Origin of the sequence: Nioella ostreopsis, from assembly GCF_004000255.1 — a bacterium.
Taxonomy (GTDB): domain Bacteria; phylum Pseudomonadota; class Alphaproteobacteria; order Rhodobacterales; family Rhodobacteraceae; genus Nioella; species Nioella ostreopsis.
Genome location: NZ_RCIQ01000011.1, coordinates 83246 through 109344 on the forward strand (window position 1 = coordinate 83246; position 26099 = coordinate 109344).

At 62.6% G+C, this 26099-nt stretch carries 29 protein-coding genes; 20 read left to right on the forward strand and 9 right to left on the reverse strand.

All coding sequences use genetic code 11. From position 1 onward, the window contains the following. Position 1: 1 nt before the first annotated feature. A complete protein-coding gene (locus EP237_RS12700; RefSeq protein WP_127561277.1) occupies positions 2–721 on the reverse strand; it encodes a GNAT family N-acetyltransferase in 720 nt (239 codons plus the stop codon). Further along, a complete protein-coding gene (locus EP237_RS12705) occupies positions 718–1446 on the reverse strand; it encodes a competence/damage-inducible protein A (protein WP_127561278.1) in 729 nt (242 codons plus the stop codon). The genes EP237_RS12700 and EP237_RS12705 overlap by 4 nt, the downstream gene beginning before the upstream one ends. Before the next feature lie 46 nt (positions 1447–1492). On the opposite strand from EP237_RS12705, the gene sfsA reads away from it, so the two are divergent. Further along, on the forward strand, positions 1493–2200 hold the full coding sequence (gene sfsA, locus EP237_RS12710) for a DNA/RNA nuclease SfsA (RefSeq protein WP_127561279.1): 708 nt from the start codon (positions 1493–1495) through the stop codon (positions 2198–2200). A 24-nt stretch (positions 2201–2224) separates the two neighbouring features. On the opposite strand, the gene EP237_RS12715 is transcribed toward sfsA, so the two are convergent. Further along, entirely contained in the window at positions 2225–3109 is an 885-nt protein-coding gene (locus EP237_RS12715; RefSeq protein WP_240661619.1) for a LysR family transcriptional regulator, read from the reverse strand. 114 nt (positions 3110–3223) lie between these two features. On the opposite strand from EP237_RS12715, the gene EP237_RS12720 reads away from it, so the two are divergent. Continuing rightward, entirely contained in the window at positions 3224–3853 is a 630-nt protein-coding gene (locus tag EP237_RS12720) for an NAD(P)-dependent oxidoreductase (protein WP_127561280.1), read from the forward strand. A gap of 106 nt (positions 3854–3959) precedes the next feature. Then, on the forward strand, positions 3960–4700 hold the full coding sequence (locus EP237_RS12725; RefSeq protein WP_164744699.1) for a heparin lyase I family protein: 741 nt from the start codon (positions 3960–3962) through the stop codon (positions 4698–4700). A gap of 52 nt (positions 4701–4752) precedes the next feature. On the opposite strand, the gene EP237_RS12730 is transcribed toward EP237_RS12725, so the two are convergent. Next, entirely contained in the window at positions 4753–5607 is an 855-nt protein-coding gene (locus EP237_RS12730) for a mechanosensitive ion channel family protein (protein ID WP_127561282.1), read from the reverse strand. A 135-nt stretch (positions 5608–5742) separates the two neighbouring features. On the opposite strand from EP237_RS12730, the gene map reads away from it, so the two are divergent. The 4 genes from map to radC all read left to right on the forward strand — a co-directional run bounded on the left by map (position 5743) and on the right by radC (position 9247). Next, the gene (gene map / locus EP237_RS12735; protein ID WP_127561283.1) at positions 5743–6552 is read left to right on the forward strand and encodes a type I methionyl aminopeptidase; all 810 of its coding nucleotides are present in this window, start codon (positions 5743–5745) and stop codon (positions 6550–6552) included. Between the two features lie 228 nt (positions 6553–6780). Further along, the gene (locus EP237_RS12740; RefSeq protein ID WP_164744700.1) at positions 6781–7596 is read left to right on the forward strand and encodes a class I SAM-dependent methyltransferase; all 816 of its coding nucleotides are present in this window, start codon (positions 6781–6783) and stop codon (positions 7594–7596) included. 161 nt (positions 7597–7757) lie between these two features. Further along, a complete protein-coding gene (locus EP237_RS12745) occupies positions 7758–8435 on the forward strand; it encodes a hypothetical protein (RefSeq protein WP_127561285.1) in 678 nt (225 codons plus the stop codon). Positions 8436–8470: 35 nt separating this feature from the next. Continuing rightward, the gene (gene radC / locus EP237_RS12750) at positions 8471–9247 is read left to right on the forward strand and encodes a RadC family protein (RefSeq protein WP_127561286.1); all 777 of its coding nucleotides are present in this window, start codon (positions 8471–8473) and stop codon (positions 9245–9247) included. A gap of 35 nt (positions 9248–9282) precedes the next feature. Here radC and msrA read toward each other — a convergent pair whose 3' ends face one another. After that, positions 9283–9957, reverse strand: coding sequence for a peptide-methionine (S)-S-oxide reductase MsrA (gene msrA / locus EP237_RS12755; RefSeq protein WP_127561287.1), 675 nt, complete (start codon positions 9955–9957; stop codon positions 9283–9285). Positions 9958–10139: 182 nt separating this feature from the next. On the opposite strand from msrA, the gene EP237_RS12760 reads away from it, so the two are divergent. The 4 genes from EP237_RS12760 (at position 10140) to EP237_RS12775 (ending at position 12976) form a co-directional block, all read left to right on the forward strand. Then, on the forward strand, positions 10140–10856 hold the full coding sequence (locus EP237_RS12760) for a sulfotransferase-like domain-containing protein (protein ID WP_127561288.1): 717 nt from the start codon (positions 10140–10142) through the stop codon (positions 10854–10856). Between the two features lie 96 nt (positions 10857–10952). Next, positions 10953–11366 (forward strand): DUF7282 domain-containing protein, encoded by a 414-nt coding sequence (locus tag EP237_RS12765; RefSeq protein WP_127561289.1) that lies wholly within the window; start codon positions 10953–10955, stop codon positions 11364–11366. Between the two features lie 162 nt (positions 11367–11528). Further along, a complete protein-coding gene (locus tag EP237_RS12770) occupies positions 11529–12467 on the forward strand; it encodes a Hint domain-containing protein (protein WP_127561290.1) in 939 nt (312 codons plus the stop codon). 11 nt (positions 12468–12478) lie between these two features. Beyond that, a complete protein-coding gene (locus tag EP237_RS12775; protein ID WP_164744701.1) occupies positions 12479–12976 on the forward strand; it encodes a toxin-activating lysine-acyltransferase in 498 nt (165 codons plus the stop codon). Here the strand turns inward: EP237_RS12775 and EP237_RS12780 are convergent, their stop codons facing one another. After that, positions 12977–13264: an SCP2 sterol-binding domain-containing protein gene (locus EP237_RS12780; RefSeq protein WP_127561292.1), complete on the reverse strand. Its 288-nt coding sequence runs from the start codon at positions 13262–13264 to the stop codon at positions 12977–12979. A 78-nt stretch (positions 13265–13342) separates the two neighbouring features. Next, the gene (locus tag EP237_RS12785; protein ID WP_127561293.1) at positions 13343–14569 is read right to left on the reverse strand and encodes an argininosuccinate synthase; all 1227 of its coding nucleotides are present in this window, start codon (positions 14567–14569) and stop codon (positions 13343–13345) included. Positions 14570–14651: 82 nt separating this feature from the next. Between EP237_RS12785 and EP237_RS12790 the strand changes: the two genes are divergently transcribed. Together EP237_RS12790 and ilvA are read left to right on the forward strand one after the other, a co-directional pair. After that, complete coding sequence (locus EP237_RS12790) at positions 14652–15431, forward strand: hypothetical protein (protein ID WP_127561294.1); 780 nt, start codon at positions 14652–14654, stop codon at positions 15429–15431. A gap of 21 nt (positions 15432–15452) precedes the next feature. Further along, on the forward strand, positions 15453–16700 hold the full coding sequence (gene ilvA / locus EP237_RS12795; RefSeq protein ID WP_127561295.1) for a threonine ammonia-lyase IlvA: 1248 nt from the start codon (positions 15453–15455) through the stop codon (positions 16698–16700). Here the strand turns inward: ilvA and EP237_RS12800 are convergent. Beyond that, positions 16697–17017 carry an Hpt domain-containing protein gene (locus EP237_RS12800; protein WP_127561296.1) on the reverse strand — a complete coding sequence of 107 codons (321 nt, stop codon included), beginning with the start codon at positions 17015–17017 and terminating at the stop codon, positions 16697–16699. The genes ilvA and EP237_RS12800 overlap by 4 nt on opposite strands. A gap of 127 nt (positions 17018–17144) precedes the next feature. On the opposite strand from EP237_RS12800, the gene EP237_RS12805 reads away from it, so the two are divergent. Then, entirely contained in the window at positions 17145–18446 is a 1302-nt protein-coding gene (locus EP237_RS12805; protein ID WP_240661620.1) for a PP2C family protein-serine/threonine phosphatase, read from the forward strand. On the opposite strand, the gene EP237_RS12810 is transcribed toward EP237_RS12805, so the two are convergent. Then, complete coding sequence (locus EP237_RS12810; RefSeq protein WP_127561297.1) at positions 18436–18885, reverse strand: NUDIX hydrolase; 450 nt, start codon at positions 18883–18885, stop codon at positions 18436–18438. The two genes, EP237_RS12805 and EP237_RS12810, sit on opposite strands and share 11 nt — an antisense overlap. Before the next feature lie 102 nt (positions 18886–18987). Between EP237_RS12810 and hslO the strand changes: the two genes are divergently transcribed. Genes hslO through EP237_RS12840 form a run of 6 tightly spaced genes read left to right on the forward strand, consistent with a single transcriptional unit; the run spans position 18988 to position 26088 of the window. Continuing rightward, positions 18988–19992: an Hsp33 family molecular chaperone HslO gene (gene hslO, locus EP237_RS12815; RefSeq protein ID WP_127561298.1), complete on the forward strand. Its 1005-nt coding sequence runs from the start codon at positions 18988–18990 to the stop codon at positions 19990–19992. After that, on the forward strand, positions 19976–20578 hold the full coding sequence (locus EP237_RS12820; protein ID WP_127561299.1) for a CoA pyrophosphatase: 603 nt from the start codon (positions 19976–19978) through the stop codon (positions 20576–20578). Before hslO ends, EP237_RS12820 begins: the two co-directional genes overlap by 17 nt. Beyond that, on the forward strand, positions 20575–21729 hold the full coding sequence (locus EP237_RS12825; RefSeq protein WP_127561300.1) for a CCA tRNA nucleotidyltransferase: 1155 nt from the start codon (positions 20575–20577) through the stop codon (positions 21727–21729). The genes EP237_RS12820 and EP237_RS12825 overlap by 4 nt, the downstream gene beginning before the upstream one ends. 52 nt (positions 21730–21781) lie before the next feature. Beyond that, entirely contained in the window at positions 21782–22360 is a 579-nt protein-coding gene (locus EP237_RS12830; protein ID WP_127561301.1) for a LysE family translocator, read from the forward strand. Positions 22361–22408: 48 nt separating this feature from the next. Next, the gene (locus EP237_RS12835; protein WP_127561302.1) at positions 22409–24253 is read left to right on the forward strand and encodes an ABC transporter ATP-binding protein; all 1845 of its coding nucleotides are present in this window, start codon (positions 22409–22411) and stop codon (positions 24251–24253) included. Further along, entirely contained in the window at positions 24250–26088 is a 1839-nt protein-coding gene (locus EP237_RS12840) for an ABC transporter ATP-binding protein (protein WP_127561303.1), read from the forward strand. The genes EP237_RS12835 and EP237_RS12840 overlap by 4 nt, the downstream gene beginning before the upstream one ends. Positions 26089–26099 lie beyond the last annotated feature (11 nt).

The following is a 26099-nucleotide window of genomic DNA, read 5'->3' on the forward strand; positions in this document are numbered from 1 at the left end:
ATCAGCCTTTCTTGATACGGTAATGATAAGCACCGGCAGAGGTCATTCCCAGCCCGGCGTAAAGAGTCTGCGCCGCTTTGTTGGCTTTGACAACCAAAACGGCAAGATCCCGCGCATTATGACGCGCGGCCCAGTTGGCGGCGCCCCGCATCATGGTGCGGCCAATGCCCATGCGGCGGGCCTCTGGTAACACTTCCAGCGCGTGCAGCATGGCGGTGCCATTGTGGATGGCGACGAAGGCGGTGGCGACCGGGTGGTCGTTGTGCCGACCCAGAAGCGCGGTCTTGGGGCCTGCGGCGCGGTCCATCACGGCCATCCGCGCAGGGCCGATGCCACCCTCGGCCCAGATCTCGGTCTGGACGGCAAGAGGCGGCCAGCAAGGAATTGCAGCCAGCCGGTGCAGGTCGGCGGTAAGCGTCTCGACGGGGGCAACAAGGAAATCGACCGGGTCGATGATCTCATAGCCCATTTCGGCCAGAACAGTGTCTAACGCGGCGTCTTCGGGCCTGATCTGAAACAGCAGGTCCTGCCCCATATCGCGGCAGGCCTGTTCGGCTTGCGCGATGTCCTCGGGGCGCCAATCGCCCTCTGCCGTGACAGACGACACCCGCTTGCCCGCGCCCTGCCCGTCACGCACCAGCCAGGGGCCGATACGAGTGATCGAGGCCGCGGGCCATGTGGCCTCGCAGATGTCGAAAAGCCCTGTGTTAGTGACTGTCATGGTGTTTCCGGGAAGAGATGCACAAGCGCCGTGATCACCTTGTCGATCTGCGGCCCATCGGTGCCGCGCACGACGATGTTGGACCCATAAACGCCGTTCTGGATGTAGGGGTAGGACCCGATGGAGACCTCCGGGTTCTCCTCCGCCAGTTTGGTCAGCGGCCCGGCGATCTCTCCCTCGCCCCGCTCGATCCGGATGGTCTGTGACAGCAGCGGCGCACCCCCGGTCAGCGTCGGCAGGATCGAGGCGACCATCGCCTCAAACACCGAAGGCACGCCCGCCATCACATGCACATTGCGCAGGGTGAAACCGGGGGCAACAGACACGGGGTTTTCGATCAGCGTCGCGCCATCGGGAATGCGCGCCATGCGCAGGCGGGCCTCGTTCAGCTCCTGCCCGGACCGGTCGTAATGGGCCTGCAACAGCGCGCGGGCATCGTCGCGGATGCTGATCTTTGTATCGAAGGCGGCGGCCACAGCCTCGGCGGTGATGTCGTCATGGGTGGGACCGATGCCGCCAGACGTGAAAACATGGTCATAGGCGGCGGACAGGGCCTGCACGGCGGCAACAATGCCGTCATGCGTATCGGCCACGACTCGCACTTCGGTCAGGTCGATACCGTGGCTGGTCAGTTGCTGCGCCAGATGGTGCATGTTCGAATCGCGGGTGCGGCCCGAGAGGATCTCGTCTCCGATCACCAGCATGGCGGCGGTTGGGTTGGGCATGAGCGTGTTCCTTGCCTCTTGTTTGGCTCAGGTATAGGCCCGCACCATGCGCTTTCAAACCCCTCTCATCCCCGCCCGGCTGATCCGTCGCTACAAACGCTTTCTGGCCGATTGCCGGTTGGAGGATGGACGCGAGATCACCGCCCATTGCGCCAATCCCGGCTCCATGATGGGGCTGGCGGATCCGGGGAGCCTTGTGTGGCTGGAACCCAATGATGACCCGAAGAAGAAGCTGAAATTCGGCTGGCGGCTGGTGGATCATGAAAACGGCCATTTCACCGGGGTCGATACCAGCCTGCCCAACCGGATGCTGCGCGCCGCGTTGGAGGCCGGGGAGGTTTCGGGGCTGGAAGGCTATGAAACCGTGCGCCCGGAGGTGAAGTACGGCGAAGCGAGCCGCATCGACTTCCTGCTGCAAGGCGCAGGTTGTCCCGATGCCTATGTGGAGGTGAAGTCGGTGACGCTGTCCCGCCAGCCCGGCCTGGCGGAGTTCCCCGACAGCAAGACCGCGCGCGGCGCGAAGCACCTGGCAGAGCTGTCCGCGATGGTGCGCGAAGGCCACCGCGCCGTGATGCTCTACCTGATCCAGCGCACGGATTGTGAGGCATTCACCCTTGCCAGTGACATCGACCCCACCTACGCCGCCGCCTACACCGAGGCGCGCAAGGCGGGGGTTGAAACGCTGTGCTTCGATTGCCGGATCACGCCAGATGGCGTATGGCTTGGCGGCCAAAAATGGGTCGAAATCCCATAAACAGGGTCGATTCCAGTGCCATTCTCACTCTGACAGACTGTCCGCGATGTGATCGAACACAAGCCTGATCCGACGGCTGGTCCGCAGTTCCCTGTGTGTCACCAGCCATGTCGGAATGGTGAACGGGTCCAGATCGGTCAAAACAGGCTCTAAATCAGGGAATTTCCCTGCGATACGATCCGGCAGGATCACCATCCCAAGGCCGTTTCGGGCCATTTCCAAAGCCACAAACTGCGAAGAGGCGCTAAGGCGGAAATTTGCCCTGGTCAGGTCAAGCCCGGCGGGCAGCAGATAGCCCAACATCCGGTCGACCTCGACATAGCTGATGATCTGGTGGTCACCTAGTCCACCTGCCTCAGGCTTGCCGTTGGCTTCGACATAGGCGTGGCTGGCATAGAAGCGCAGCGTCTCATCCCTCAGGCGCCGCGCGATCAGGTTGGGCTGCTCCGGGCGGGCGTGGCGGATCGCAATATCGGCCTCGCGCCGCAAGAGATCCTGCAGACCGTTGTCCGCCATGATGTCGATGTCCAGCAGCGGCGCCTGACGTATCAAACTGGCGATGAGAGGCGGCAAGAGGAAGGCTGCCGTCAGCTCTGATGCGGTGACTCGGACAAGACCCTGAACGGATTGCGACTGACCTGATGCGGAAAGAGAGAGCAGGTTTGCCCCGCTTGCCATGGCTCGGACATGGTCCAGAAGGCTCTCCCCTGCTTCAGTCAGCGTGACAGAGCGACCGGTCCGTTCAAAAAGCGTGACGTTCAACGCCTGCTCCAGCCCGGCGATCTGGCGGCTGACGGTCGGCTGCGTTTGCCCAAGGGCGCGGGCAGCTGCGGAAAGTGAACCTTCCTCGGCAACTTTCAAGAAGGTCCGGGCATGGTTCCAGTCGAAGGTGATCATAGGGTCAGTCATTGATTTTCGTATACCAAGCCAACAGATTTTCGCAATTTATAGTTGAATTTTGCATGTCTAAAAGCCTGCCAAGTCAAGGGCCAGGCGGCCCGCCATCAACGCAGGAACTCCTTCATGAACTTAGTCGTCCTGGGTGCCAACGGGCGCACCGGAACCCATGTGCTTCGCCTTGCCCTCGAAAGAGGGGAGACCGTGACCGCCGTCGTCCGGTCAGAGGCAAAACGCCCGAAGCTTCAGCACAAGAGATTGCGCGTCGTTGTCGGCGACCCTTGCGACCCCGCCTTTCTGGCGGATGCGTTTCGCGGGCAGGATGCCGTGATCTCCACGCTTGGCGGACGCATGCCCACCAAACGCGCGACGTCGGTCTACCCGGATTCGGCGGATGCAATTGTTCAGGCGGCGTGGGAAAGCGGTTTGAAACGGGTTGTGGTCACATCCACCGCGCTTCTCTTTCCCGCGCGTCGGTGGCGTGATGCCATGCTGGCCGCCCTCGTCGGAAACGTGGTGAAAAGCGCCACTCGGATGGAGCGCAGTCTGGCAGCGTCCAACCTGAACGTGACGGTCGCACGCTGCGGATTCCTGACCGATGACGAACACGCCACCTACCGCGCGCTAGAGGATACTCTGCCCGTCAACGGATCTTCCGTGTCCCGCGCGGCCCTTGCCACCTTTTTGATCCACACCGTGCTGCGACAGGGATCGGGGTATCGGGTCTACGGCGTGTCGTCGCTGCCGAAGGAATAGACCCGGAGAGGTCCTGCGGGTTGAGTGCCCACTGAAGCGCCTCTATTGCTCAGTTGACTCTGTTTTAATGCAGGTGGCAGTCTCACGAAATCAGCTCGGAGGGCGGATGCGGTTTCTGTCGATAGTCATTCTGGGGATTGTTCTGCCGGGCATCGCTTTGGCTCAGGCAGGGCTTGGGCGACTTGATCACAACGGGATCAACCAACTTCGCCCGGCAATGCAAAGTGCGATCGTGCCACCCGGTGCATCGGAAGCCTGGCATTTCATCTTGCCGGGGGGATCATGCGAGCGGGAAGATTGCCGGTCTGACCGGGAACGAACCCAGATGATCCAGAGCCGACCGGATAACAACGCGGGCGAGGCCTATCGCTACACATTCTCGTTTTATCTTCCGGACGATTTTCCCGATGTGACACCTGCGAACACCATGCTGTGGGAGGTAAAACCGTTCGGACCGGGCAAGCCGTCGATTGCCGTGGAAATCGTTGACGGTCACCTGCAGTTCACGATGTCGAACCCGGGTATCTCACAGACCGACCTGATGAATCCTGAACGCCCTTCGATCATGCAACACATGGGCTCCATCCCCCGTGGACGATGGACTGATGTTATGATTGATGTACGCTGGTCATCCGGAGAAGACGGTATCTTGCGCGTCTACCAGAACGGTCGGTTGATCGTTAACCACACTGGCCCAAACATGGAAGCTGGGGTTCAAAGACAAGCGGTGATGTTTGGGCTGTATCGAAGCTTCATCAGCCGGTTCACCATCCGCACCGGTCAGCCGCAAGCTCCGACCCAAGAAGCATATTTCGCGAACGTCGTTCGGCAGCGGATCAGTTTTTGAATAAAAGGCGAGGCAAAAGTCTCGGTCGGATGCAGGACACCGGCATTTCCCCTTATTCAGAGACTTGAATCAGCGTCTGGGTCGGGAACGGGATGTCGATCCCGGCCTTATCCAGCGCCTCTTTCACCTGCCGCTTCATGTCGGCCTCGAAGGAAAACTTGTCCGACGAGGCGCACCAGACCCTCACCAGGAAATCCACGGAACTGTCACCGAGATTGTTGACCTGGCAGAACGGCTCCGGCTCTGGCAAGGCGCGCGGGTCGGACAGGATCGTGTCGCGGATCACTTTCTCGGCCGTGGCAAGGTTCGATCCGTAGGACACACCGAAGGTCCATTCCGCCCGGCGCGTATCATAGACCGAATAGTTGGTAATCACGCTGCCCCAGACGCTCGCGTTCGGCACAATCACCTGCACGTTGTCCAGTGTCGCAAGCTCCGTCGTGTTCAGCGAAATGTCCTTCACAGTGCCAGAAACCCCCGCAACAGAGACGAAATCACCCAATTTGATCGGCCGGAACAGGATGATCATCACCCCCGCCGCGACGTTGGACAGCGTACCTTGCAGCGCCAGGCCAATCGCCAGACCGGCGGCACCGATGGCGGCGACAAGCGAGGTCGTCTGAACCCCGAACGTGTTCAGCACCACCACAAGCACCAAGATCAGCACCGCATAGCGCGCCAGGTTACCGAGGAAGGTGAACAGCGTGTCGTCCAGTTCCTCCCGCGCCAGCGCAATTGAGACGATCTTGCGCCGCACCCACCCGCCGATCACGAAGGCGGCAAACAGCAGCAGGATCGCGGCCAGAACGCTGCCAACCACCTGCGCCAGATATTCCAGCGTCAGAACATCGCCAAGCGTCTGCCCGCCCGCGATATCCAATGTCATCAGATTGCTTAGCGCTTCCATCTACACATGCTCCTGTTGCCTGTCGCTTTGCCCATGGCTAGCGCAAAGCGGCGCGGGCGGCAAATCGCTCCGCCCTCTGGCATCCGGGCGCATCCTGCCCTAGGTTGCAGCCCGAAAAGGCCAAGGAGCGCTACGTTGGACAAGTTCGAAGGCCGTCTGACCCGGGACGGCATCCGCATTCACAACCCCTCTGACTTTGCCGGCATGCACAAGGCCGGCGCATTGGCGGCGCGCATCCTCGATGACATCGCCGGGATGGTCGAACCGGGCCAGACGACGGAAGCGATCGACGCCGAGATCGAGCGGATGGTGAATGACGCGGGCGCCAAGTCTGCCACGATTGGCTACAAGGGCTATCAGCACGCCAGCTGCATTTCGGTCAATCACGTGGTCTGCCACGGCATTCCCGGCCCCAAGACGCTGAAGAACGGCGATATCCTGAATATCGACGTGACGGTGATCGTCGATGGCTGGTTCGGCGACACCAGCCGGATGTATGTGGCGGGCAGCCTCAGCCGCAAATCGGAGCGGTTGATTCAGATCACCCATGACGCCCTGTTCAAAGGGATCGAGGCGGTCAAGCCCGGCAACACCTTCGGCGATATCGGCCATGCGATTCAAAGTTTTGTCGAAAGCCACCGCATGTCCGTTGTGCGCGATTTCTGCGGGCACGGGCTGGGGCAGGTGTTCCACGCGCCACCCAATGTGCTGCATTACGGTCGCCCCGGAACCGGCCCCACGCTGGAAGAGGGCATGTTCTTCACCATCGAGCCCATGGTGAACCTCGGCCGCCCCGAAACCAAGGTTCTGGCCGATGACTGGACCGCCGTGACCCGAGACAAGTCACTGAGCGCGCAGTTCGAACATTCCATCGGCGTGACGGCGGATGGGTTCGACATCTTCACGCTGTCCCCCGGCGGCAAATTCCACCCGACCTGGGGTTAAGCACTACGTCAAAGGCCGGATATTCCAGTTAACCGTTCTGCCCTGACGGATCGGGCAAGCAGCGTCCTGCACGCCTTTAAAACCGGTACGCCATCACTGACCCGATCGCTACACAGCAAATCCGAAGTCCCCGAAGACAACAAAAACCCTTGAACCATCGCCACCCACTTGGCCAATAGAGTGTACTGCGCCGCAAAAGGCGTGTGATGTCTTGGGGGGGACATGGTCATGAAGAAGCAAAGCACGCTGGACCTGGAGTTCATGGCGCTATTGTCCGAGGTCATGTTTGGGCACGGCTTTGCCCATTATGGCTATTTCGAAGGCGGCAAAGCCCCGGATCTTACAGGGCAGGCCCTCAGCAACGCGCAACAGGCCTATTTCGACAAACTGGCCGATGCGATCCCCGACGGCGTGAAGACGATCTTCGAGATCGGCTCTGGCACGGGCGCAAACGCTCTGGCGCTGATCGACCGAGGCTATGACATGACGCTGCTGTCGCCCTCCGTGCAGATGAACCAGATGGCACGCGAGAAGCTGCCCGCCGGCACCGAGGTGATCGACGCGACCCTTGAGGAATTCGAGCGCGACGACATGTTCGACATATGCCTCTACGCGGAAAGCTTTCACTACATCGACATGACCTCTGCGCTGGCCAAAACCGAACGCCACGCGCGCGAGGGGTTTGTCCTCTTCGACTACTTCCGCCGCGAAACGCACCGTGAAACCGACCGAACCCATTCGACCCATGCCGAATTTCTGGCAGCACTGGTGGCGCAGGGCGCGTTCGAAGTGGTCTCGGACGAGGACGTGACGGCAGAGATCGCGCCCACATTCGAGATCATGAACTACGTTCAGACCGAAAAGCTCGCGCCGTTTCTGGAACGTTTCCGGGGTGAACTCGCCCGCGAAAAACCATGGCGCTCCTGGGTGTTGGAAAAATTCGCGGGAAAGAAGCTGAATCGCCTGGCGACACCCTCCAAACGCCCGGGCTTCTTCGAAGAGCAGAACGAGTATCACCTGATGGTGATGAAGCGGCGGAACTGATCAGGGTAATGCGCCCAAGATGTGCGAAGGACGGCGGGGAAGCGTCCTTGCAGCTGATGGCGACAGCTTCGGGACGACCCTTCCATACCCGGAAAGCGTCACCGGTTTGACCCCTGGCCTCAATACTCCTACGGTCGCCGGATCAACGCGAAAGGGGCGACATGCGGATTTTCGTGGCATTCATTCTGGCAATCTCTGGCCTGGCAGGCAGTGCCTCGGCTCAGGTGTCCGGCAGCGTAGAATTCAACCTGTTCAACCTTCAGGACGCCACGACAAACCGGGTGTTCCTGTTCGATGACGGCTATGCGCAGCAATTCGGTATCGAGGTGCCCGCGCCCTTTTCGCTGTCGGTCCCGAACCAGGACCAGGTAGAGCTGATCGCAGAGGGCCAGCCCGACGGCGGGGCCTTCGTGAGATTGACCTTCGCCACCGGAGAGCCACGCCAGTTCGTCGAGAACATACAGGTGGTGACGGCCACCATTCCCATGGCGGAAGAGGCCGAAAGCCCGCAGGACCTGCGCCTGCAATTGTCGGCCAACCTGCTGCAAGAGCAGGTCTTTCCCGTTGCCGTGGAGGGCTTTGAAGATGCCGAGATCCTCGCCATCGAGGTGTTCGAGTTCGAGGGCCATATGGGCGTGCATCTGGTCGGGCGCTACACCGACCCGGCCATCGGCCCGATGCTGTTGCGCCTGACCGCCCATCCCAACCCCGACAGTCCCGCAAGCTATCTGACGGTGTCCAATATCAACCTCTCGCTGGTGCCCGTGACCGACGGAGACACCCTGCGCCGCAGCCTGTCCAGCCGGGTGGCCAACGGGCTGACCTACCTGCCGGAGTAACGCGCCGTTAACCATTCTGGGCGAATCCTCGGGGCATGACCCGTAGACAAACCCGATTCGAGGAACAGCGCCTGCCCGGTTTCGAATTCGATCCGGGGGCCGGGTCCACGCCGGGTGTCCCGCACCTTGATCGACTTGTCGAAGATCATCGCAAATTCCACCGCCAACGCTTGCGCCAACGATTCACAAAGGGCGGCGCGGCGGCTGTACCGGACTACGAACTGCTGGAAATGCTGCTCTATCGCGCCATCCGGCGCGGGGATACCAAACCTCTGGCCAAACGGCTGCTGGCCGCCTTCGGCGATCTCAACCATGTGCTGGCCGCCCCGCCCGCGCGGTTGAAAGAGATCAATGGCGTGGGCGATGCCGTGGTGTTCGAGCTGAAGCTTATCGAGGCCATCGGTCATCGCATGGCGCGCGCCAAGGTCATCAACAAGCCGCTGCTGTCCTCATGGGATGCGCTGCTGGACTATTGCCAGTCGGCAATGGCGCATCGGGACCTGGAACAGTTTCGCATTCTCTTCCTCGACCGAAAGAACGTACTGATCGCCGATGAGGCACAACAGACCGGCACGGTGGACCATGTGCCGGTCTACCCGCGGGAAGTGGTGAAACGCGCGCTGGAACTGAATGCCTCGGCGCTGATCCTCGTCCACAACCATCCGTCCGGCGACCCGACGCCGAGCCAGGCCGATCTGGACATGACCAATGCCATTCGCGATGCCGCTGAAGTGCTGAATATCGTGATCCACGATCATCTGATCATCGGCAAATCGGCAACCCTCAGCTTCCGCACGGAAGGATACCTGTAATCGCCCTGACGGCGTGCCTGACCAAGCGCGGATTTCTAGTGATCCCCTACAAAGGGCGCATCATCGCCCCATAGCTCGGACACACGTGCATCCCGCCCGCACCCCTGCCGATACAGCCCATAGGCCACCGATTTCCGGCGCGGGCCAAAGCGGGTCAGGATCAGGTCTTCGCTGCGGTAGTAGTTCTGGTGGTATTCCTCCGCCGGCCAGAACGGCGCGGCATCCAGCACCGGCGTGACAACCGCCTGCCCAAGCTGCGCCTCTGCGGCGGCGATCTCGGCCTCTGCAATTGCGCGCTCCTCGGCGCTGCCCGCGAAGATCGCGGTGCGATAGCTGTCGCCCCGGTCGCAGAACTGCCCGCCATCGTCGGTCACGTCGATGGACCGCAGAAACAGGTGGATCAATTCCTGATAGGGCAGCCGGTCGGCGTCGTAGGTGATTTCGACCACCTCGTAATGGCCGGTTCCGCCGCGCGTCACGTCGCGATAGCTGGGATTGTCCAGCGTTCCGCCAGCAAAGCCCGACACCGCCTCGATCACGCCATCGACGCTTTCGAAATCGCTCTCGACGCACCAGAAACAGCCGCCCGCGACCACGGCGGTGCGGATCTCTTCCGCGTTGGCGCGGCTGTGGCTGGCGATCAGTCCGAGCCCGATGAAGAGCGCGAGGGCGGGGATCTTCAGATGATGTGCGATGCGAATGCGGGGCATGACATGTGTCTCCTCTCTGGCCCATCCTGCGCGCCGGGGGCGATGAAATACAACGCAAGACCGCGTGAGCTCACGCCAGCTTGAGCCTCTGTTACGGCCCCGGCGCGCGCTTGCGAAATCGGGATTCCGTCTGTACGGGGGGTGCACGGGGGGTGTACGCCCGGTGTACGGGGGGTAACGCCATGAAAATCGCGATGTGGTCGGGGCCGCGCAACCTGTCAACGGCGATGATGTACGCCTTCGGAAACCGCACCGATTGCGCCGTGGTGGACGAGCCGTTCTATGCCGCCTATCTGGCGAAAACCGGGCTGGATCATCCGATGTCCAACCAGATTCTGGCCGCTCAGCCGCACGATCCGCAAGTCGTTGCCGACGCGCTGTCCGGTCCCAATCCGGATGGAAAACCCCATTGGTATCAAAAGCATATGACCCAGCACATGATTGCAGGCGTACCCCGTCTGTGGATGCGTGATGTGGTCAATGTCTTCCTGATCCGCCACCCGGCGCGGGTGATAGCCAGCTATGCCGCCAAGCGTGAAAACCCGAGCCTCGACGATATCGGCTTCCGACAGCAGGCAGAGCTCTATCAGGAGGTCCAGTCCTTTGGCGGCAACCCGGTCGTGATCGACAGCCACGACATCCGCGATGACCCCCGCATGATTCTGGAAAAACTGTGCGATGCCATAGGGTTAGACTTCGACCCCGCGATGCTGAGCTGGCCGGAAGGCGGCCACAAGGACGATGGTGTCTGGGCCCCCCATTGGTACGGCGCGGTCTGGAACAGCACCGGATTCGCGGGCGCAGAAGGCCCGTTGCCGGTACTGGAAGGTAGTGCGGCATCGCTTTGCGAAGAGGCCCTGCCATACTATCTCCAGATGGCACCGCATGCCTTGAAATAAAAAAGTTCGAAACGGGTGAAACTATTCACGCCCGTCATTCGTGTCTTCCTCAAGCCACGCTGAAAATGCGCGGCGTCAATCACGGGAGATACCAAAATGAGAACGATCCTTCTGTCCACCGCCCTGTTTCTTGCCGCCAATGCTGTTTTCGCAGCAGGTCATGCCATGGCACCCTCGGTCACTGCCTCCGACCAGGATGTTTCCGGTGGCACCGTAACCGCGGAAAGCATTGTCGCCCCGGCCAATGGCTGGATGGTTGTCCACCGCACCGATGCCTCGATGGCGCCCGGTCCCGTGGTTGGCTATGCGCCGCTCCGCGAGGGTGAAAACATTGATGTTACGGCAATTCTCCAGGAAGCCGTGACCGCTGGCGATATGCTGATGCTGATGATCCACGGCGAAGACGGCGGCAGCATGGTCGGCGGGTTCGAATACACTCTCGGCGCCGTAGAGGACGGCCCGATCCGTGTCGACGGCAACCTTGTGATGACCACCATCACCGCCCAGTAAGCACGACTTCGACCTCGGCAGGGCCCGCGCGAAACCGTGGGCCCTGCCGGAATTCTTTTGCATCATGACATCATGACCAAGAGAGCGTGGCAAAACGCGGGCATCCTCTGTATAAGGACAGAATAAAGCCACGCAGATTGGTTGACCGAGCAGTAGTGAGTCATGGGTTATAACATCAACGAAGTCTCCGGCTCGACCACCGGAGGCCCGGATCTCTGGTCGCAGACACTGGACCTGTCAGACCCCGGCGCGACGATGGTGACCGGCGATTTCGACGCTGGGCCGATCAGTGGCGGCAGCAATGGCGAGGCCCCCTCCGGCTACAGTTTCTCGTCCCTCAGCACCACCAGCTATGGCTCGTTGGTCACGAATACCACGACCGGAGAATACACATTCATTGTCGACCGCGATGCGGTAATCGCCTCGGGAAACGATCAGGTCGTCAGCTTCACGGTGACCGGTGGCAATGGCGGGTCCAGCGATACGGACACGGTCGAGATTACCATTCTGATCTGTGTTGCTCGCGGCACCCTGATCGAGACGGACACCGGCCCGGTGCCCGTTGAATCGATCTCGCCCGGTGACAGGGTGGCCACGCTGGATGGCCCGTCCAAGCCCGTCAGGTGGATCGGATCGCGGCGTGTCGGCGCGTCGGACCTGGCGCGGGATGCCAGTCTCCGACCCATACGGATTGCCCAGGATGCGCTTGGCCCCGGCCGCCCGGCGCGCGATCTGATCGTCTCGCCCCAGCATCGTATTTTCCTCACTGGCTGGCGCAATGAACTGCTGTTTGGAGAGACCCAGGTTCTTGTCCCTGCCAAGAGCCTGCTGAACGACCAGACAATCACCCTGGCCCATGATCTGGACGAGGTTGAGTATTTCCATCTGCTGTTCGACACGCACGAGATCATCTTCACGGAAGGCACCCCGACCGAAAGCTTCCTGCCCGGCGATCACACCATGATGGCGCTCGATGCTGCCGTGCGCGATGAGTTGCTGACCCTGTTTCCGGAGTTGTGCGGATCGACCGGCTTTGGCCCGCCCGCCCGTCCGGCGCTGCGTCACTGGGAGGCGCGGGTGCTGGCCCGTGACATCGCATGACTGGACAAGACATGAATGATCGACAGCTGCCCTCGGTGGAGATGCCCTCGCAGGACAGGTTGCGCGTTTATGGCGACATGCTGTTTCTGGCCTTTCGCAGTCCCCGCCATGCCCATATGCCCGTGGGGGTTCTGCGCAGTTACCTGGAACCGGCCGTGGAACTGGGGCAGTACCGCCTGTTCCGATTCGACGAGGTGCCACGCGGCATGTTCACATGGGCCTATCTGAACGCGGCGGCAGAAGAGAAGCTGATCACCGGAGAGCCCCTGGCACCAGAGGATTGGCGCTCGGGTGACCGCCTGTGGATCGTCGACCTGATCGCGCCCTATCGGGGGCTGATGCAATCCATCGGGCGCTGGATGATGGTCCGGGGCAATGTCAGCGACACGGGCTTCAGCTTTCGCCGCGTCGCGGGCGACAACCAGACCCGCAGGATCGTTCAGGTCGATTTCAATGCTGATCGTCTGGCACGCATTGTGACCGAAGAGGACTTTCTGCGGAAAGGATAGTCAGCCCTTCAACAACTGGCTCAGCTTCATCGCCACAGCCGGATTGCCGCTGACCTTGAGCTTGCCCATCATCAGCCCCGTCATCGGGTTCAGCTTGCCCGACAGCAGCTTCACCAGATTGTCCTGGCTGAGTGTCAGGGTGCAGTCGGCCTCGCGATCCTCGGTCGTGGCCGCACCATCGGCCAGCACGATCACGCCATCGTCCCCGCAATCGAACTTGAGCGATCCTTCGAACGGCGTGCCCGTCAGCCCCGCGTTGATCCGGTCCGCAATCTCTTCCAGCGCCATGTCGGCCCCCAAATGAAAAACCCGCCCAAAGGGATGGGCGGGTCTTCGCAATCTGGCAATGCTGACGTGGCTGGAGGTTCAGCCGTTCAGCCGCCGGTTCCGCATCGCAATGAGGCGCAGGCGCAGCGCGTTGAGCTTGATGAAGCCCTGCGCGTCCTTCTGGTCGTAGGCACCGGCATCGTCCTCAAACGTCACATGCTCTTCGGAGTAGAGCGAGTGATCGGACCAGCGGCCCACGCAGCGGGCGAGCCCTTTGTAGAGCTTCAGCCGCACGGTACCGGTCACATGTTCCTGGCTCTTGTCAATCGCCGCCTGCAGCATCTCGCGCTCGGGGCTGTACCAGAAGCCGTTATAGATCAGCTCCGCATATTGCGGCATCAGCTGGTCCTTCAGGTGCATCGCGCCGCGATCCATGGTGATGGATTCGATGGCGCGGTGCGCTTCCAGCAGCAGGGTGCCGCCGGGGGTTTCGTAGATCCCGCGCGACTTCATGCCGACGAAGCGGCCTTCCACGAGATCGAGCCGCCCGCAGCCATGCTTGCCGCCCAATTCATTCAGCTTGGTCAGCATCTCGGCGGGGGTCACGGCCTGACCGTTGATGGACACGGCATCGCCCTTCTCGAACCCGATTTCCACATATTCCGGCTCGTTCGGCGCGTCCTCGGGATGCACGGTGCGCTGGTAGACGTAATCGGGCGCGTCAACGGCCGGATCTTCCAGCACCTTGCCCTCGGACGAGGTGTGCAGAAGGTTCGCATCGACGCTGAACGGCGCCTCGCCGCGCTTGTCCTTGGCGATCGGGATCTGGTTCTTCTCGGCGAAGTCCAGCAGCTTCGTCCGGCTGGTCAGATCCCATTCCCGCCACGGCGCGATCACCTTGATATCGGGATTCAGAGCATAGGCGGAAAGTTCGAACCGCACCTGGTCATTGCCCTTGCCGGTCGCGCCATGGGCGACGGCATCGGCGCCGGTTTCCTCTGCGATCTCGATCAGCCGCTTGGAAATCAGCGGCCGCGCGATGGAGGTGCCGAGCAGATACAGCCCCTCATACTGCGCATTGGCGCGGAACATCGGGTTGACGAAATCACGCACGAATTCCTCGCGCACATCCTCGATATAGATGTTCTCCGGCTTGATCCCCAGCATGATCGCCTTTTCGCGGGCCGGTTCCAGTTCTTCGCCCTGGCCCAGATCGGCGGTGAAGGTCACCACTTCGCAGCCATATTCGGTCTGCAGCCACTTGAGGATGATCGAGGTATCGAGACCGCCGGAATAGGCGAGAACGACTTTCTTGGGCGCAGACATGGGGTATCTCCGGGAATTCGATTGACCGGGGCGGCGATACCGGGTTTTCAGGGGGGAAGCAAGACAAGCGGAGTGTGAGCGTATGGACTATGGCTATCGGATGTTGCGGCACATCGTGGCGCAGGTTTTCGGGAATCTCGGGCAGGCGGCGCGTCTGACACTGGTGCCGACCTTCCTTCCAGCGGCCATTCTGCTGGCATTGTTCATGAGCTGGGGCGTATCCTACACCACGTTCGGCGATCCCACGGTTGATCCGGCGCAACTGCCCGACGTCAACCCCGGCGTGATCTTCCTGACCGTTCTGGCGGGCGTCGTGGTCAGCGTGATCACATATTGCTGGGCCGCCGTCGGCTGGCACCGTTTCGTGCTGCTGGAAGAGTATGGGCGCGGCGTGGTGCCGGTTTGGCACGGGCCCTACATCATGTCCTATCTGGGCCGCGCGTTTCTGATCGGTCTGTTTGCGGTCGCGGTCAGCATCGCAGCCATGATTGTGATCGGCATTGTCATCAGCGTAGTTCAGTCCAACGCCATCGCCTTCGTTCTGTTGACCGGGTTCACCCTTGGCCTGACATGGTTGATCACCCGTGTCGGCCTGATCCTGCCCGCAGCCGCGCTTGGCCAGAAGATGAGCTTCGGCGAAAGCTGGGAGGCCACCAAGCCCGTCGCCAGCCACATGCTGGTGCCGCTGTTCTTCATCTCGCTGGCCATGGTCATCCTGAACCAGCTGGTGATCGCCATCTTCGGCGACAGCGCGCTGTCCATCGTGCCAAGCGCGGTCCTGTACTGGTTTCAGGTGCTGCTGAACCTGTCACTGATGACCACGCTTTACGGCACCCAGGTCGAAGGTCGTACCCTGACCTGATCTTCTCGAAAGGCCCGCGTCATGAGTGATTTCGCCGACAAGGCCCGCACGGCCACGGCCGCGATGCGGGCGCTTTTCCCGGCCACGCCTCTGCTGCGCAATGCCTTCCTGTCCGACCGCTATGGCGCTGATATCTGGCTGAAGCGCGAAGACCTGTCGCCGGTGCGCAGCTACAAGATTCGCGGTGCCTTCAACGCCATGAGCAAGCGGCTGGCCGAAGACCCGGATCGTACGCTCTTTGTCTGCGCCAGCGCGGGCAATCACGCACAGGGCGTGGCCTTTGTCTGCCGTCATTTCGGGGTGCGGGGAGAGATCTTCATGCCGGTCACCACGCCGCGCCAGAAGATCGACAAGACCCGCGCCTTTGGCGGCGATGCGGTCGAGATCAAGCTGGTGGGCGACTATTTCGACGAAACGCTGGCCGCCGCGCAGGCGTTTTGCGCGGAAACCGGCGGCGTGTTCCTGTCGCCCTTCGATGACCCGGATGTGATGGAAGGCCAGGCCTCGGTCGCGGTGGAGCTGCTGGAACAACTGGGCGAAGCGCCCGACCGGCTGATCCTGCCCGTGGGCGGCGGCGGGCTGTCGTCCGGTGTGCTCTCCTATCTGAAATCCGTGCGGGCGGGGACGCGGGTGAAACTGGTGGAACCGCAGGGCGGGGCCAGTCTGGCCGCCGCGCTGAAAGCGGGTGCACCGGTGACGCTGCCAACAGTCAACAATTTCGTCGATGGGGCCGCCGTGGCGCGGATCGGAGAGGCCCCCTTTGCGGTGCTGTCCACCACCGATCCGGGCGACGTTCTGGCCGCACCGGAGAACCGGATTTGCGTGACGATTTCAGAGATGCTGAATGTCGAGGGGATCGTTCTGGAACCGGCGGGCGCGCTGGCCATCGACGCGCTGAAAGATCTGGGCGCGGCGTTGCGCGGTCAGACTGTTGTCTGCGTCACCTCAGGCGGGAATTTCGATTTCGAGCGGTTGCCGGAGGTCAAGGAACGGGCCATGCGGTTCAGGGGGGTGAAGAAGTATTTCATCCTGCGGATGCCGCAGCGCCCCGGCGCACTGAAGGATTTCCTCGGGCTGCTCGGACCCGGCGATGACATCGCCCGATTCGAGTATCTCAAGAAATCCGCGCGCAATTTCGGGTCGGTCCTGATCGGGATCGAATCGCGCGATGCCTCGGATTTTGACGGGCTGTTCGCGCGCATGGAAGAACGCGGTTTCGCCTATCGGGACATTACCGACGACGAGGTACTGTCCGAATTCCTGATCTAAGCCGCGTCGGCTGACAGGTCGGTTTCAAAGGCTTTCACCGATTCCTGGTAGAGCCTGTCCAGATGCGCCACATCCACCGACTGGCCTGCGTTGGCCCGCTTTTCCGCATCTGTGCAGGCAGTGGCGAAGTCGGTGAAGCCAAGATTGAGGGCACTGCCGCGCAAACCATGAAACACATCCGGACCCAAGGGCCCGGTCGCGGCGCAGAGCGTTGCCAAACTGTCCGCCATCTCATCCAGAAACATGTCCGCCACTTCGGAAAAATCCTCTTCCCCGATCTCCTGCCGAAGCTCTTCCAGACGGTCTCGATCAATCACCGCGGCCTCCGTTTCCACTGCTCATTTCCCGAAATCCTAGGCCAGATCCCTTAACGGGAGATTAGGAAAGCCGGCCAGATAGGCAGCATTTTACGGTTCACCTGCCCTTAACCCGGGGCTGTCACCAATGACCGGATTCACAGGCAAGAGGTGGCAGGTGCCGGACAACGCTGCATTGATGACTGAAAGGACCACGGCCAGCGCAATGGCACCCGGCCTGTCGCCCGTTCTGGTGCTGGAAAACAGTCCCGCACAGCGTCGCCTTCTGGCAACCCTGCTGCGCAAATGGGGACATCCAGTCACGGTCTGCGAAAGCCCCGAACAGGCACTCGACATCCTGTCACGCGACAATGTCCCGATCATCCTGACCGATTGGATGATGCCCGGCATGTCCGGCCCGGACTTCTGCCGTGCCTTCCGTCGGATGGACCGGGAAAGCTATGGCTATGTCATCCTGCTGACCTCCAAATCCGAGAAGTCTGAAATTGTTCTGGGGCTGGAGGCGGGGGCCGATGATTTCGTCACCAAACCCGTCAATCCCCATGAACTGCGCGCCCGGATCAGGGCGGGGGAACGGATCGTCGCCATGCAGGGCGAACTGGTCCGCCAGAATCGCAAGATCAGCAGCACGCTGGCGGAACTCCAAACGCTTTACGACGCGCTTGACCGTGACCTGGTCGAGGCCAAGCGGTTGCAGGAATCGCTGGTGCGTGAAACCTTCCGCCCCATTCAGAACGGGTCCGTCGCGCTGCTGCTGCGGTCCAGCGGCCATGTGGGCGGTGATCTTGTGGGGTTCTTCCCGATCCCCGGCAACCGGATCGGAATCTTCTCTCTCGATGTGTCGGGCCACGGGGTGACCTCGGCGCTGCTGGCCGCGCGTATGGCCGGGCTGCTTGGCACTGCCGCGCCGGAACAGAACGTGGCCCTGGTGCAGGCAAGAGGCGGCGATTGGGTCGCCCTGCCACCTGATGACGTGGCCCGCAAGCTGAACCAGATGATGTTCGAGGAGGTGGAGACCGATCTTTATTTCACCCTCTGCCTGGCCGATGTGGATCTTGAAACCGGGAGAACGCGCATGGTTCAGGCGGGCCATCCGCACCCCGCGATTCTGCGCTCGGGCGGCCAGGTTGACTGGGTCGGCGAAGGTGGGATGCCCATTGGCCTTCTGCCCGGCGCGCGTTTCGATACGGTTGAGTTTCAGCTGAACCCAGGCGACAGGCTGCTGCTGCATTCTGATGGATTCACCGAATGCTCCAACCCTGCTGGCGGCTATCTGGGAGAAGACGGGTTGGCAGAGCTTGTGACCCGCCACGCGAACGCCCCCGCAGATCGTTTCCTGCCGAAACTTGTGAAAGAGCTGGAGGCCTATTCAAACCGTCCCGATTTCGACGACGACGTGTCAGCGATCTGCCTGAGCTTCACACCCTGAGTGATGCGCGCAGACGCGACACGAAAAACCGGTCCCCATCAACGCCCAACATGGTTTCCGCCTCGTCCCATGGCAGGAACACAGGCGTATGATGCGGCTCCGTCGGGTCTGCCAGCCGGGACCCGAGCCGGGCGACATAGATCGTGCACAGCTTCTGCGCCCAGATGTCGTAATCCGGCATATAGGTGAAACGGTGAAACATCCCCAACCGACGGGGGGAATGAATGCGATAGCCGGTTTCCTCAAACACCTCGCGATGCAGCGCCGCCAGGGGCGATTCGCCGGGGTCGATGCCGCCGCCGGGCAGTTGCAGCTCCGCCAGTGGTTTCTCTTGAAACGTCGCCAGAATCCCATCGCCCGTCAGGATCGCCGCATAGACCCCGCGCCGGGGAATATAGCGGCGGGCCGGGTCGGGTTGCTGGCCAAAACGTCGGTTCATGAAGGCTCTCCGAGCATGCCAAAGACGGCTTATGGGTTGGCAAGGCGGTTGTTCCGCATATATGGGCGCGGTATGCCAGCCCACGTGGCGGAAGGAAAGACAATGACCCTCAGCACCAAGATCGCATGGGACGACACCGTCCTGCCGTTTCAGCTCGACCGTTCCGATATTCGCGGGCGGGTCGCCCGGCTGGATGGCACGATGGACCAGATCCTGTCGCAGCATAACTACCCGCGCGGGATCGAGGCGATGCTGGCCGAGATGGCGCTGCTGACGGCCCTTATCGGCCAGACGATCAAGCTGCGCTGGAAGCTGTCCCTGCAGGTGCGCGGCGACGGCCCCCTGCGGATTCTGGCAACCGACATCTATGCCCCCGCAAAAGAGGGCGACAAGGCGCAGATCCGCGCCTATGCCTCCTACGATCAGGAACGGTATGTCGAGGGCGCCGACCCGTTCGCGCAGATCGGCAAGGGCTATTTCGCGATCCTGATCGACCAGGGCCAGGGCAACACCCCCTATCAGGGCATCACACCGATCGCGGGCGGCTCCTTGGCGGCCTGCGCCGAGGCCTATTTCGCCCAGTCCGAACAGCTGCCGACGCGTTTTTCGCTGTCCTATGGCCACAGCACGGAACCCGGTGGCCGAGGCGGCTGGCGCGCTGGCGGCGTGATGCTGCAACACATGCCCAAGGCCAGCCCCCATGCAACCGGCGAGGGCGGTTCCGGCGAGGATGGCCTGTTGGCTGCCACCGACCTGCTGGACGATGACGACAGCGAAAACTGGAACCGCGCGAATATCTTGCTGGATACCGTCGAAGAGCTGGAGCTTGTGGGCCCCTCCGTCTCTCCCACCGATCTGCTGTTGCGCCTGTTCCATGAGGAAGCGCCCCGGGTCTTCGATGCGATGCCCGTCTCTTTTGGCTGCACCTGTTCGGAAGCCCGCGTGCGCGAGAGCCTGTCGATCTACTCGGCCAAGGATATCGCCTACATGACCAAGGACGATGGCCGCGTGACCGCTGATTGCCAGTTCTGCGGTGCCCACTACGACCTTGACCCGCTGACGCTTGGGTTTCAGGCCGTGAAGAACCCGGATGGGTCCGATATCTGATCTGGCCCGCATAAGCCGCGCGTTGGCCGGGGCTGCCCCGGCCTCGTCGGATTATGACCTGAACCCCGGCATCGTGTTGCCAGAGGGGCGCAAACTGAAGCCCGCCGCCGTTCTGATGCCGATCATTGAGACCGACCGGGGGGCGCGGGTGATCCTGACCATGCGCTCGGCGCGGCTGAAACATCACCCCGGCCAGATCGCCTTTCCCGGCGGGCGCATCGACGATACCGACGCCGATGCCAGGGCCGCCGCGCTGCGCGAAAGCCAGGAGGAGATCGGGCTCGACCCGTCGAATGTGGAGATCCTGGGCGAACTGTCCCCCCATGAAACAGTCACCAGCTACACCGTCACCCCCTTCGTTGGCCGCATCCGCGCGCCCTTCACCCCGGTGCCCGAGGCGGGCGAAGTGGCGGAGGTCTTCTCGGTCCCTCTTCCCTTCCTCCTGAACCCGGCCAGTTTCCGCACCGAACGCCGCCGCTGGCGCGGGGTCTGGCGATCCTATTATGTCGCCCCCTACGGCCCCTATTACATCTGGGGCGCGACCGCGCGAATGCTGAAAGGGCTGGCCGACCGGGTGACGTCATGATCCTCGACACCGACTGGCTGCATCACCCCGGCACACAGGCGCTCTGCAAAGCGCTGGAGGCAGAGGGGTTTCACGCGCTCTTCGTCGGGGGCTGTGTCAGGAACGGGCTGCTTGGCCTGCCCACGGACGATATCGACATTTCCACCGATGCGCGCCCCGAACGAGTGATGCAGATCGCCGAGGCGAACGGGCTGAAGGCGGTGCCCACGGGCATCGACCACGGCACTGTGACCGTGATCGCCGATTGCCTGCCGCACGAAGTCACAACTTTCCGCCGAGACGTGGAAACCGATGGCCGCCGCGCGGTGATCGCCTTTGCTGACCGGGTGGAGGAAGACGCGATGCGGCGCGATTTCACCATGAACGCGCTTTATGCGGATGCGGGCGGGCGGGTGATCGACCCCCTCGGCACCGGCGTGGCGGATTTGCGGGCCCGGCGGCTGAGGTTCATTGGCGACCCGCATGACCGCATCCGCGAGGATTACCTGCGCATCCTGCGGTTCTTCCGCTTTCACGCGCTTTACGCTGACCAGACCGCCGGATTCGATGCCGATGGCCTCGCGGCTTGCGCCGAAATGGCCGATGGCATCGACCGGCTGTCGCGCGAACGGATCGGGCACGAGATGCGCAAGCTTCTGCGCGCCGACGATCCCGCCCCGGCCGTCGCCGCCATGGCGCAGGCGGGGATCCTGCGCCATGCCCTGCCGGGGGCCGATGCGAAACCGCTGCCAATCCTGATCCATGCAGAGGCCGATCTGGGCGTTCCCCCCGACCATTGCCGCCGGCTTGCGGCGATTGGCGGCGACACCCCCGGCGACGCGCTGCGCCTGTCCAAAGCCGACGCGCGGCGGGTGCAGCTGCTGCGCGATGCCGTTGGCTCGATGATGGGCGCGGGGGAACTGGGCTTCCGCGAAGGGGTCGAGACCGCCCGCGACGTGCTGCTCTTGCGCGTGGCCCTGCTGGAGCTGCCGCTCGCCCAATCGGAACTGGAGGCCGCACAGGCCGCTGACGGATTGAAACTGCCCGTGACCCCCGCCGACCTGATGGCCATCGGCCTGAAAGGCCCTGCTTTGGGTGACCGACTGAGGGAAATCGAGACGCGCTGGATCGCGTCCGGCTTTACCCTCACCCGCGCCGAGCTCTTGCCTTGACAGCCCGCGCGCGCTGACGTCCTGTCGCGCGACACCAATCAGGACCAACCCCTTGGACCCGCTCTACGCTTTCGTCTTCGCCGGGCTTTTCTCTCCCGGACCGAACGTGATTCTTCTCACCGCCTCGGGCGCGCGCTTCGGCTTTCGCGCGACGCTGCCGCATGTGTTCGGCGTGGCGGTCGGCGTTGGCGTCATCGCGGCGCTGATGGGGCTTGGCATCGGTGCACTGCTCTTGGCGCAGCCCGCATTGACCTTCACCCTGAAGCTCATCGCGGCGGGCTGGATCCTGTGGATGGCCTACGCCCTGATGCGGGCGGGCGACCTGTCGGGCGGCAAGGCGGGGGAACGGCCCTTTACCTTCTGGCAAGCGGTCCTGTTTCAGTGGGTAAACCCCAAGATCTGGGCCGTGGCCCTGGCTGCCGCGGCGGGCTACGGCATCGGCCTCAGCCCCGCGGGCGAAGCACAGCGCCTTGCCACCGCATTCTCGGGCATCAACCTATTTGTCTGTTTGTTCTGGAGCTTCGCAGGCTCGCTTCTCGCCCTGCTGCTGACCACCCCCCGTGCGTGGACGGTGTTCCGACTGTGCATGGCTGCAGCCCTGGCCGCCTCTGCCATCATGGTCTTCCTGTAACCACCGGGCTATATCTGCCCCCAACAGGACCATTTCCAGCGACGTTCGATGTTTCGTTTCTTTGAAAACCTGGTCGATCCCTACACGGACTATCCTGAACAGGACAGCCCGCCGAGAAAGCTGTGGCCTTTCCTGTGGGACTATTCGCAGCCCTTCAAGCGGCTCTTCCTGATCACCGCGATCATGTCGGTCGTCGTGGCGGTGATGGAGATCTGGCTGATTTCCTACATGGGCCGCCTTGTTGACCTGCTGACAGGCGCGGACCCGGCGCAGTTCATCGCGGAAAATGGCTGGGAACTTCTGGCTGTGGCGCTGTTCATCCTGTTCCTGCGCCCCATCCTGCACGGGCTGGACGTAGCGCTGCTGAACAACGGCATCCTTGTCAATTTCGGCACGCTCATCCGCTGGCGGGCGCATCGCCATGTGCTGCGCCAATCCGTGGGCTGGTTCGAGAACGATTTTGCAGGCCGCATCGCAAACCGCATCATGCAGGCCCCGCCCGCCGCTGGCGATGCCGTCTTTCAGGTCTTCGACGCGATCACCTTTTCGCTGGCCTATCTGGTCGGCGCGGCCTTTCTGCTGGCCGAGGCCGACCTGCGGCTGGTCATTCCGCTGCTGGTCTGGTTCGTGCTCTATGGGGTTCTGGTGCGCTGGACGATGAAGCGCGTGGGCCCGGCCTCCAAGGCCAGCTCGGACGCACGGTCCATGACCACCGGTCGCGTCGTCGATAGCTACACCAACATCCACTCGGTCAAGCTGTTCGCCCATCACGACAGCGAAATCAGCTACGCGAAAGAGGCAATCGAGCACACCCGCCGCACCTTCGCTGCTGAAATGCGCATCTACACGATGATGGACGTGATGCTGACGGCGCTGAACGGTTTCCTCGTGGTGGCCGTGGTGGGGTGGGCCGTGTGGCTGTGGATGCTGGGCACGGCATCGGTGGGCATCGTCGCGGCGGCCACCGCGCTGACCCTGCGCCTGAACGCCATGACCGGCTGGATCATGTGGGCGCTGTCCACCTTCTTCCGCTCGCTCGGTGTCGTGTCAGAGGGCATGGAAACCATTGCGCAGCCCATCACCCTCACCGATGCGCCGGGCGCGAAACCGCTGACCCTGACGCGTGGAGAGGTGCGGCTGGACGCGCTGCGCCACCATTACGGGCGTGGTTCCGGCGGGTTGCAGGACGTGACGCTGACCATCCGCCCGGGCGAAAAGGTGGGCTTGATTGGCCGCTCCGGCGCGGGGAAATCGACCCTCGTCAAGCTGCTGCTCCGCTTCTATGACCCCGAAGGCGGGCAGGTTCTGATCGACGGGCAGGACATCACCCAGGTGACGCAGGACAGCCTGCGCAGCCATATCGGCATGGTCCAGCAGGACAGCTCGCTCCTGCACCGATCCGTGCGCGACAACATCCTCTATGGCCGCCCCGATGCCAGCGAAGCGGACATGTTGCAGGCCGCCCGGCGAGCCGAGGCGCATGAGTTCATCCTCGATCTGGAGGACCCGCAGGGCCGCAAAGGCTATGACGCCCATGTGGGTGAACGCGGCGTGAAGCTGTCGGGCGGCCAGCGTCAGCGCGTGTCGCTCGCCCGCGTGATCCTGAAAGACGCGCCCATTCTGGTGCTGGACGAGGCCACCAGCGCGCTGGACTCGGAGGTTGAGGCCGCCATTCAGGATACGCTTTACGGCGTGATGGAGGGCAAGACCGTGATCGCCATCGCGCACCGGTTGTCGACCATCGCCCATATGGATCGGATCGTCGTGCTGGATGATGGCCGCATTGTCGAAAACGGTACACATGCAGAGCTTTTGGCGCAAAACGGCCTATATGCCGGGTTCTGGGCGCGCCAGTCGGGCGGGTTCATCGGGACAGAGGACGCCGCCGAATGATGAACCGCCTCGCCAACCTGATCGACGCCTTCCGCCCTGCTGATGGCCCGCCGCCGAACCGGCTGCTGGCCTTCTTCAACTGGTGCCTTAAAGGCGCGTGGCCGGTGCTGATCGGCGCGGCGCTGGTGTCGGGCCTTGCGGGACTGTTCGAGGTCGGCTCCGCCGTGGTTCTGGGCCTTGTCGTCGATGCCGCCAGCACCGCCGACCCCGCCACGATGATCCAGACGCACTGGCACATCCTGCTGGCCGGGATCGCCTTCTTCCTCATCCTGCGCCCGCTGGCCTTCGCTGCGTCTTCTGCCGCCAGCACGCTCGTGGTTGGCCCCGCCGTCAACGTGCTGGTGCTGCAACGGCTGAACCGCCACACGCTTGGCCAGTCGGTCACCTTCTTCGATGACGATTTCGCAGGCCGCATCGCGCAGAAACAGATGCAGACTGCCAGCGCCGTGACCAATGTGGTGACGGAATTCGTGAACGTCGTGGCCTTCGCGCTGGCGTCCCTGATCGGCTCGCTGCTGTTGCTGGTCACCATCGACGCGCGCATGGCGCTGGCGCTGTTTGTCTGGCTGATTGCCTATTTCACGACCATCAGCTTTTTCCTGCCCCGCGTGCGCACGCTGTCCAAATCGCGGGCCGGGGCGCGGGCGGCGGTATCGGGGCAGGTCGTCGACACGATCACCAATATCAAGACCGTCAAGCTTTTCGCCCATCACGCGTTCGAGGACCGCTCGGCCCTGAACGCGATGGAGAAGTTTCGCCAGAAAGCGATCGGCTTTGGCCGCATCTCGGCCAGTTTCCGGCTGGCCCTGATGACCGTCGCGGGTGCGCTGCCGGTGATCCTCATTGGCGGCACCGTCTGGCTGTGGACCCACGGCATTGCCAGCACCGGTGACATTGCCGCCACCGGCGCCGTGTCGATCCGAATCGCGCAGATGACCGGCTGGGTCAGTTTCGTGCTGATGGCGATCTATTCCAATGTCGGCGAGGTCGAGGATGGGATGAACACGCTCTCGCCTGCCCACACCCTGACCGACCGCGACAATGCTTTGGAGGTGGAACGCGCCAAGGGCCACATTCGGTTCGACGATGTCAGCTTCGCCTATGGGCGGCAGACCGGGGGGGTGACGGGCCTGTCGCTGGACGTGCGACCGGGCGAGAAACTGGGGATCGTCGGCGCGTCGGGCGCGGGCAAATCCACGCTGGTCGCCCTGCTGCTGCGCCTATACGACGCCGAAGAGGGCCGGGTTCTGCTGGATGAATGCGACGTGCGCGACCTGACACAGGAAAGCCTGCGCCGCCAGATCGCCATGGTCACGCAGGAAACCGCGATGTTCAACCGCTCGGCCCGCGACAACATCCTCTATGGCCGCCCCGGCGCGACCGAAGAAGAGATGGTGGATGCCGCCAAGCGGGCCGAAGCGCATGAGTTCATTCTGGGCTTGCAGGACCATATGGGCCGCAAGGGCTATGACGCCTATCTTGGCGAACGCGGCGTCAAACTGTCAGGTGGTCAGCGTCAACGCATCGCGCTGGCCCGTGCCTTTCTGAAAAACGCCCCGGTGCTGGTACTGGACGAGGCCACAAGCGCGCTCGATTCAGAGGTCGAGGCCGCCATTCAGGACACGCTTGGCGAGGTGATGGAGGGCAAGACCGTCATCGCCATCGCGCACCGCCTGTCCACCATCGCCCAGATGGACCGGATCATCGTGCTGGATGAAGGCCGTGTCGTGGAAGAGGGCTCTCATGACGCGCTGCTTGACGCGGGCGGTCTCTATGCGCGCTATTGGAACCGTCAGTCGGGCGGCTTTATCGGGATTCAGGAAGCCGCCGAGTAAGCGAGGTGTGC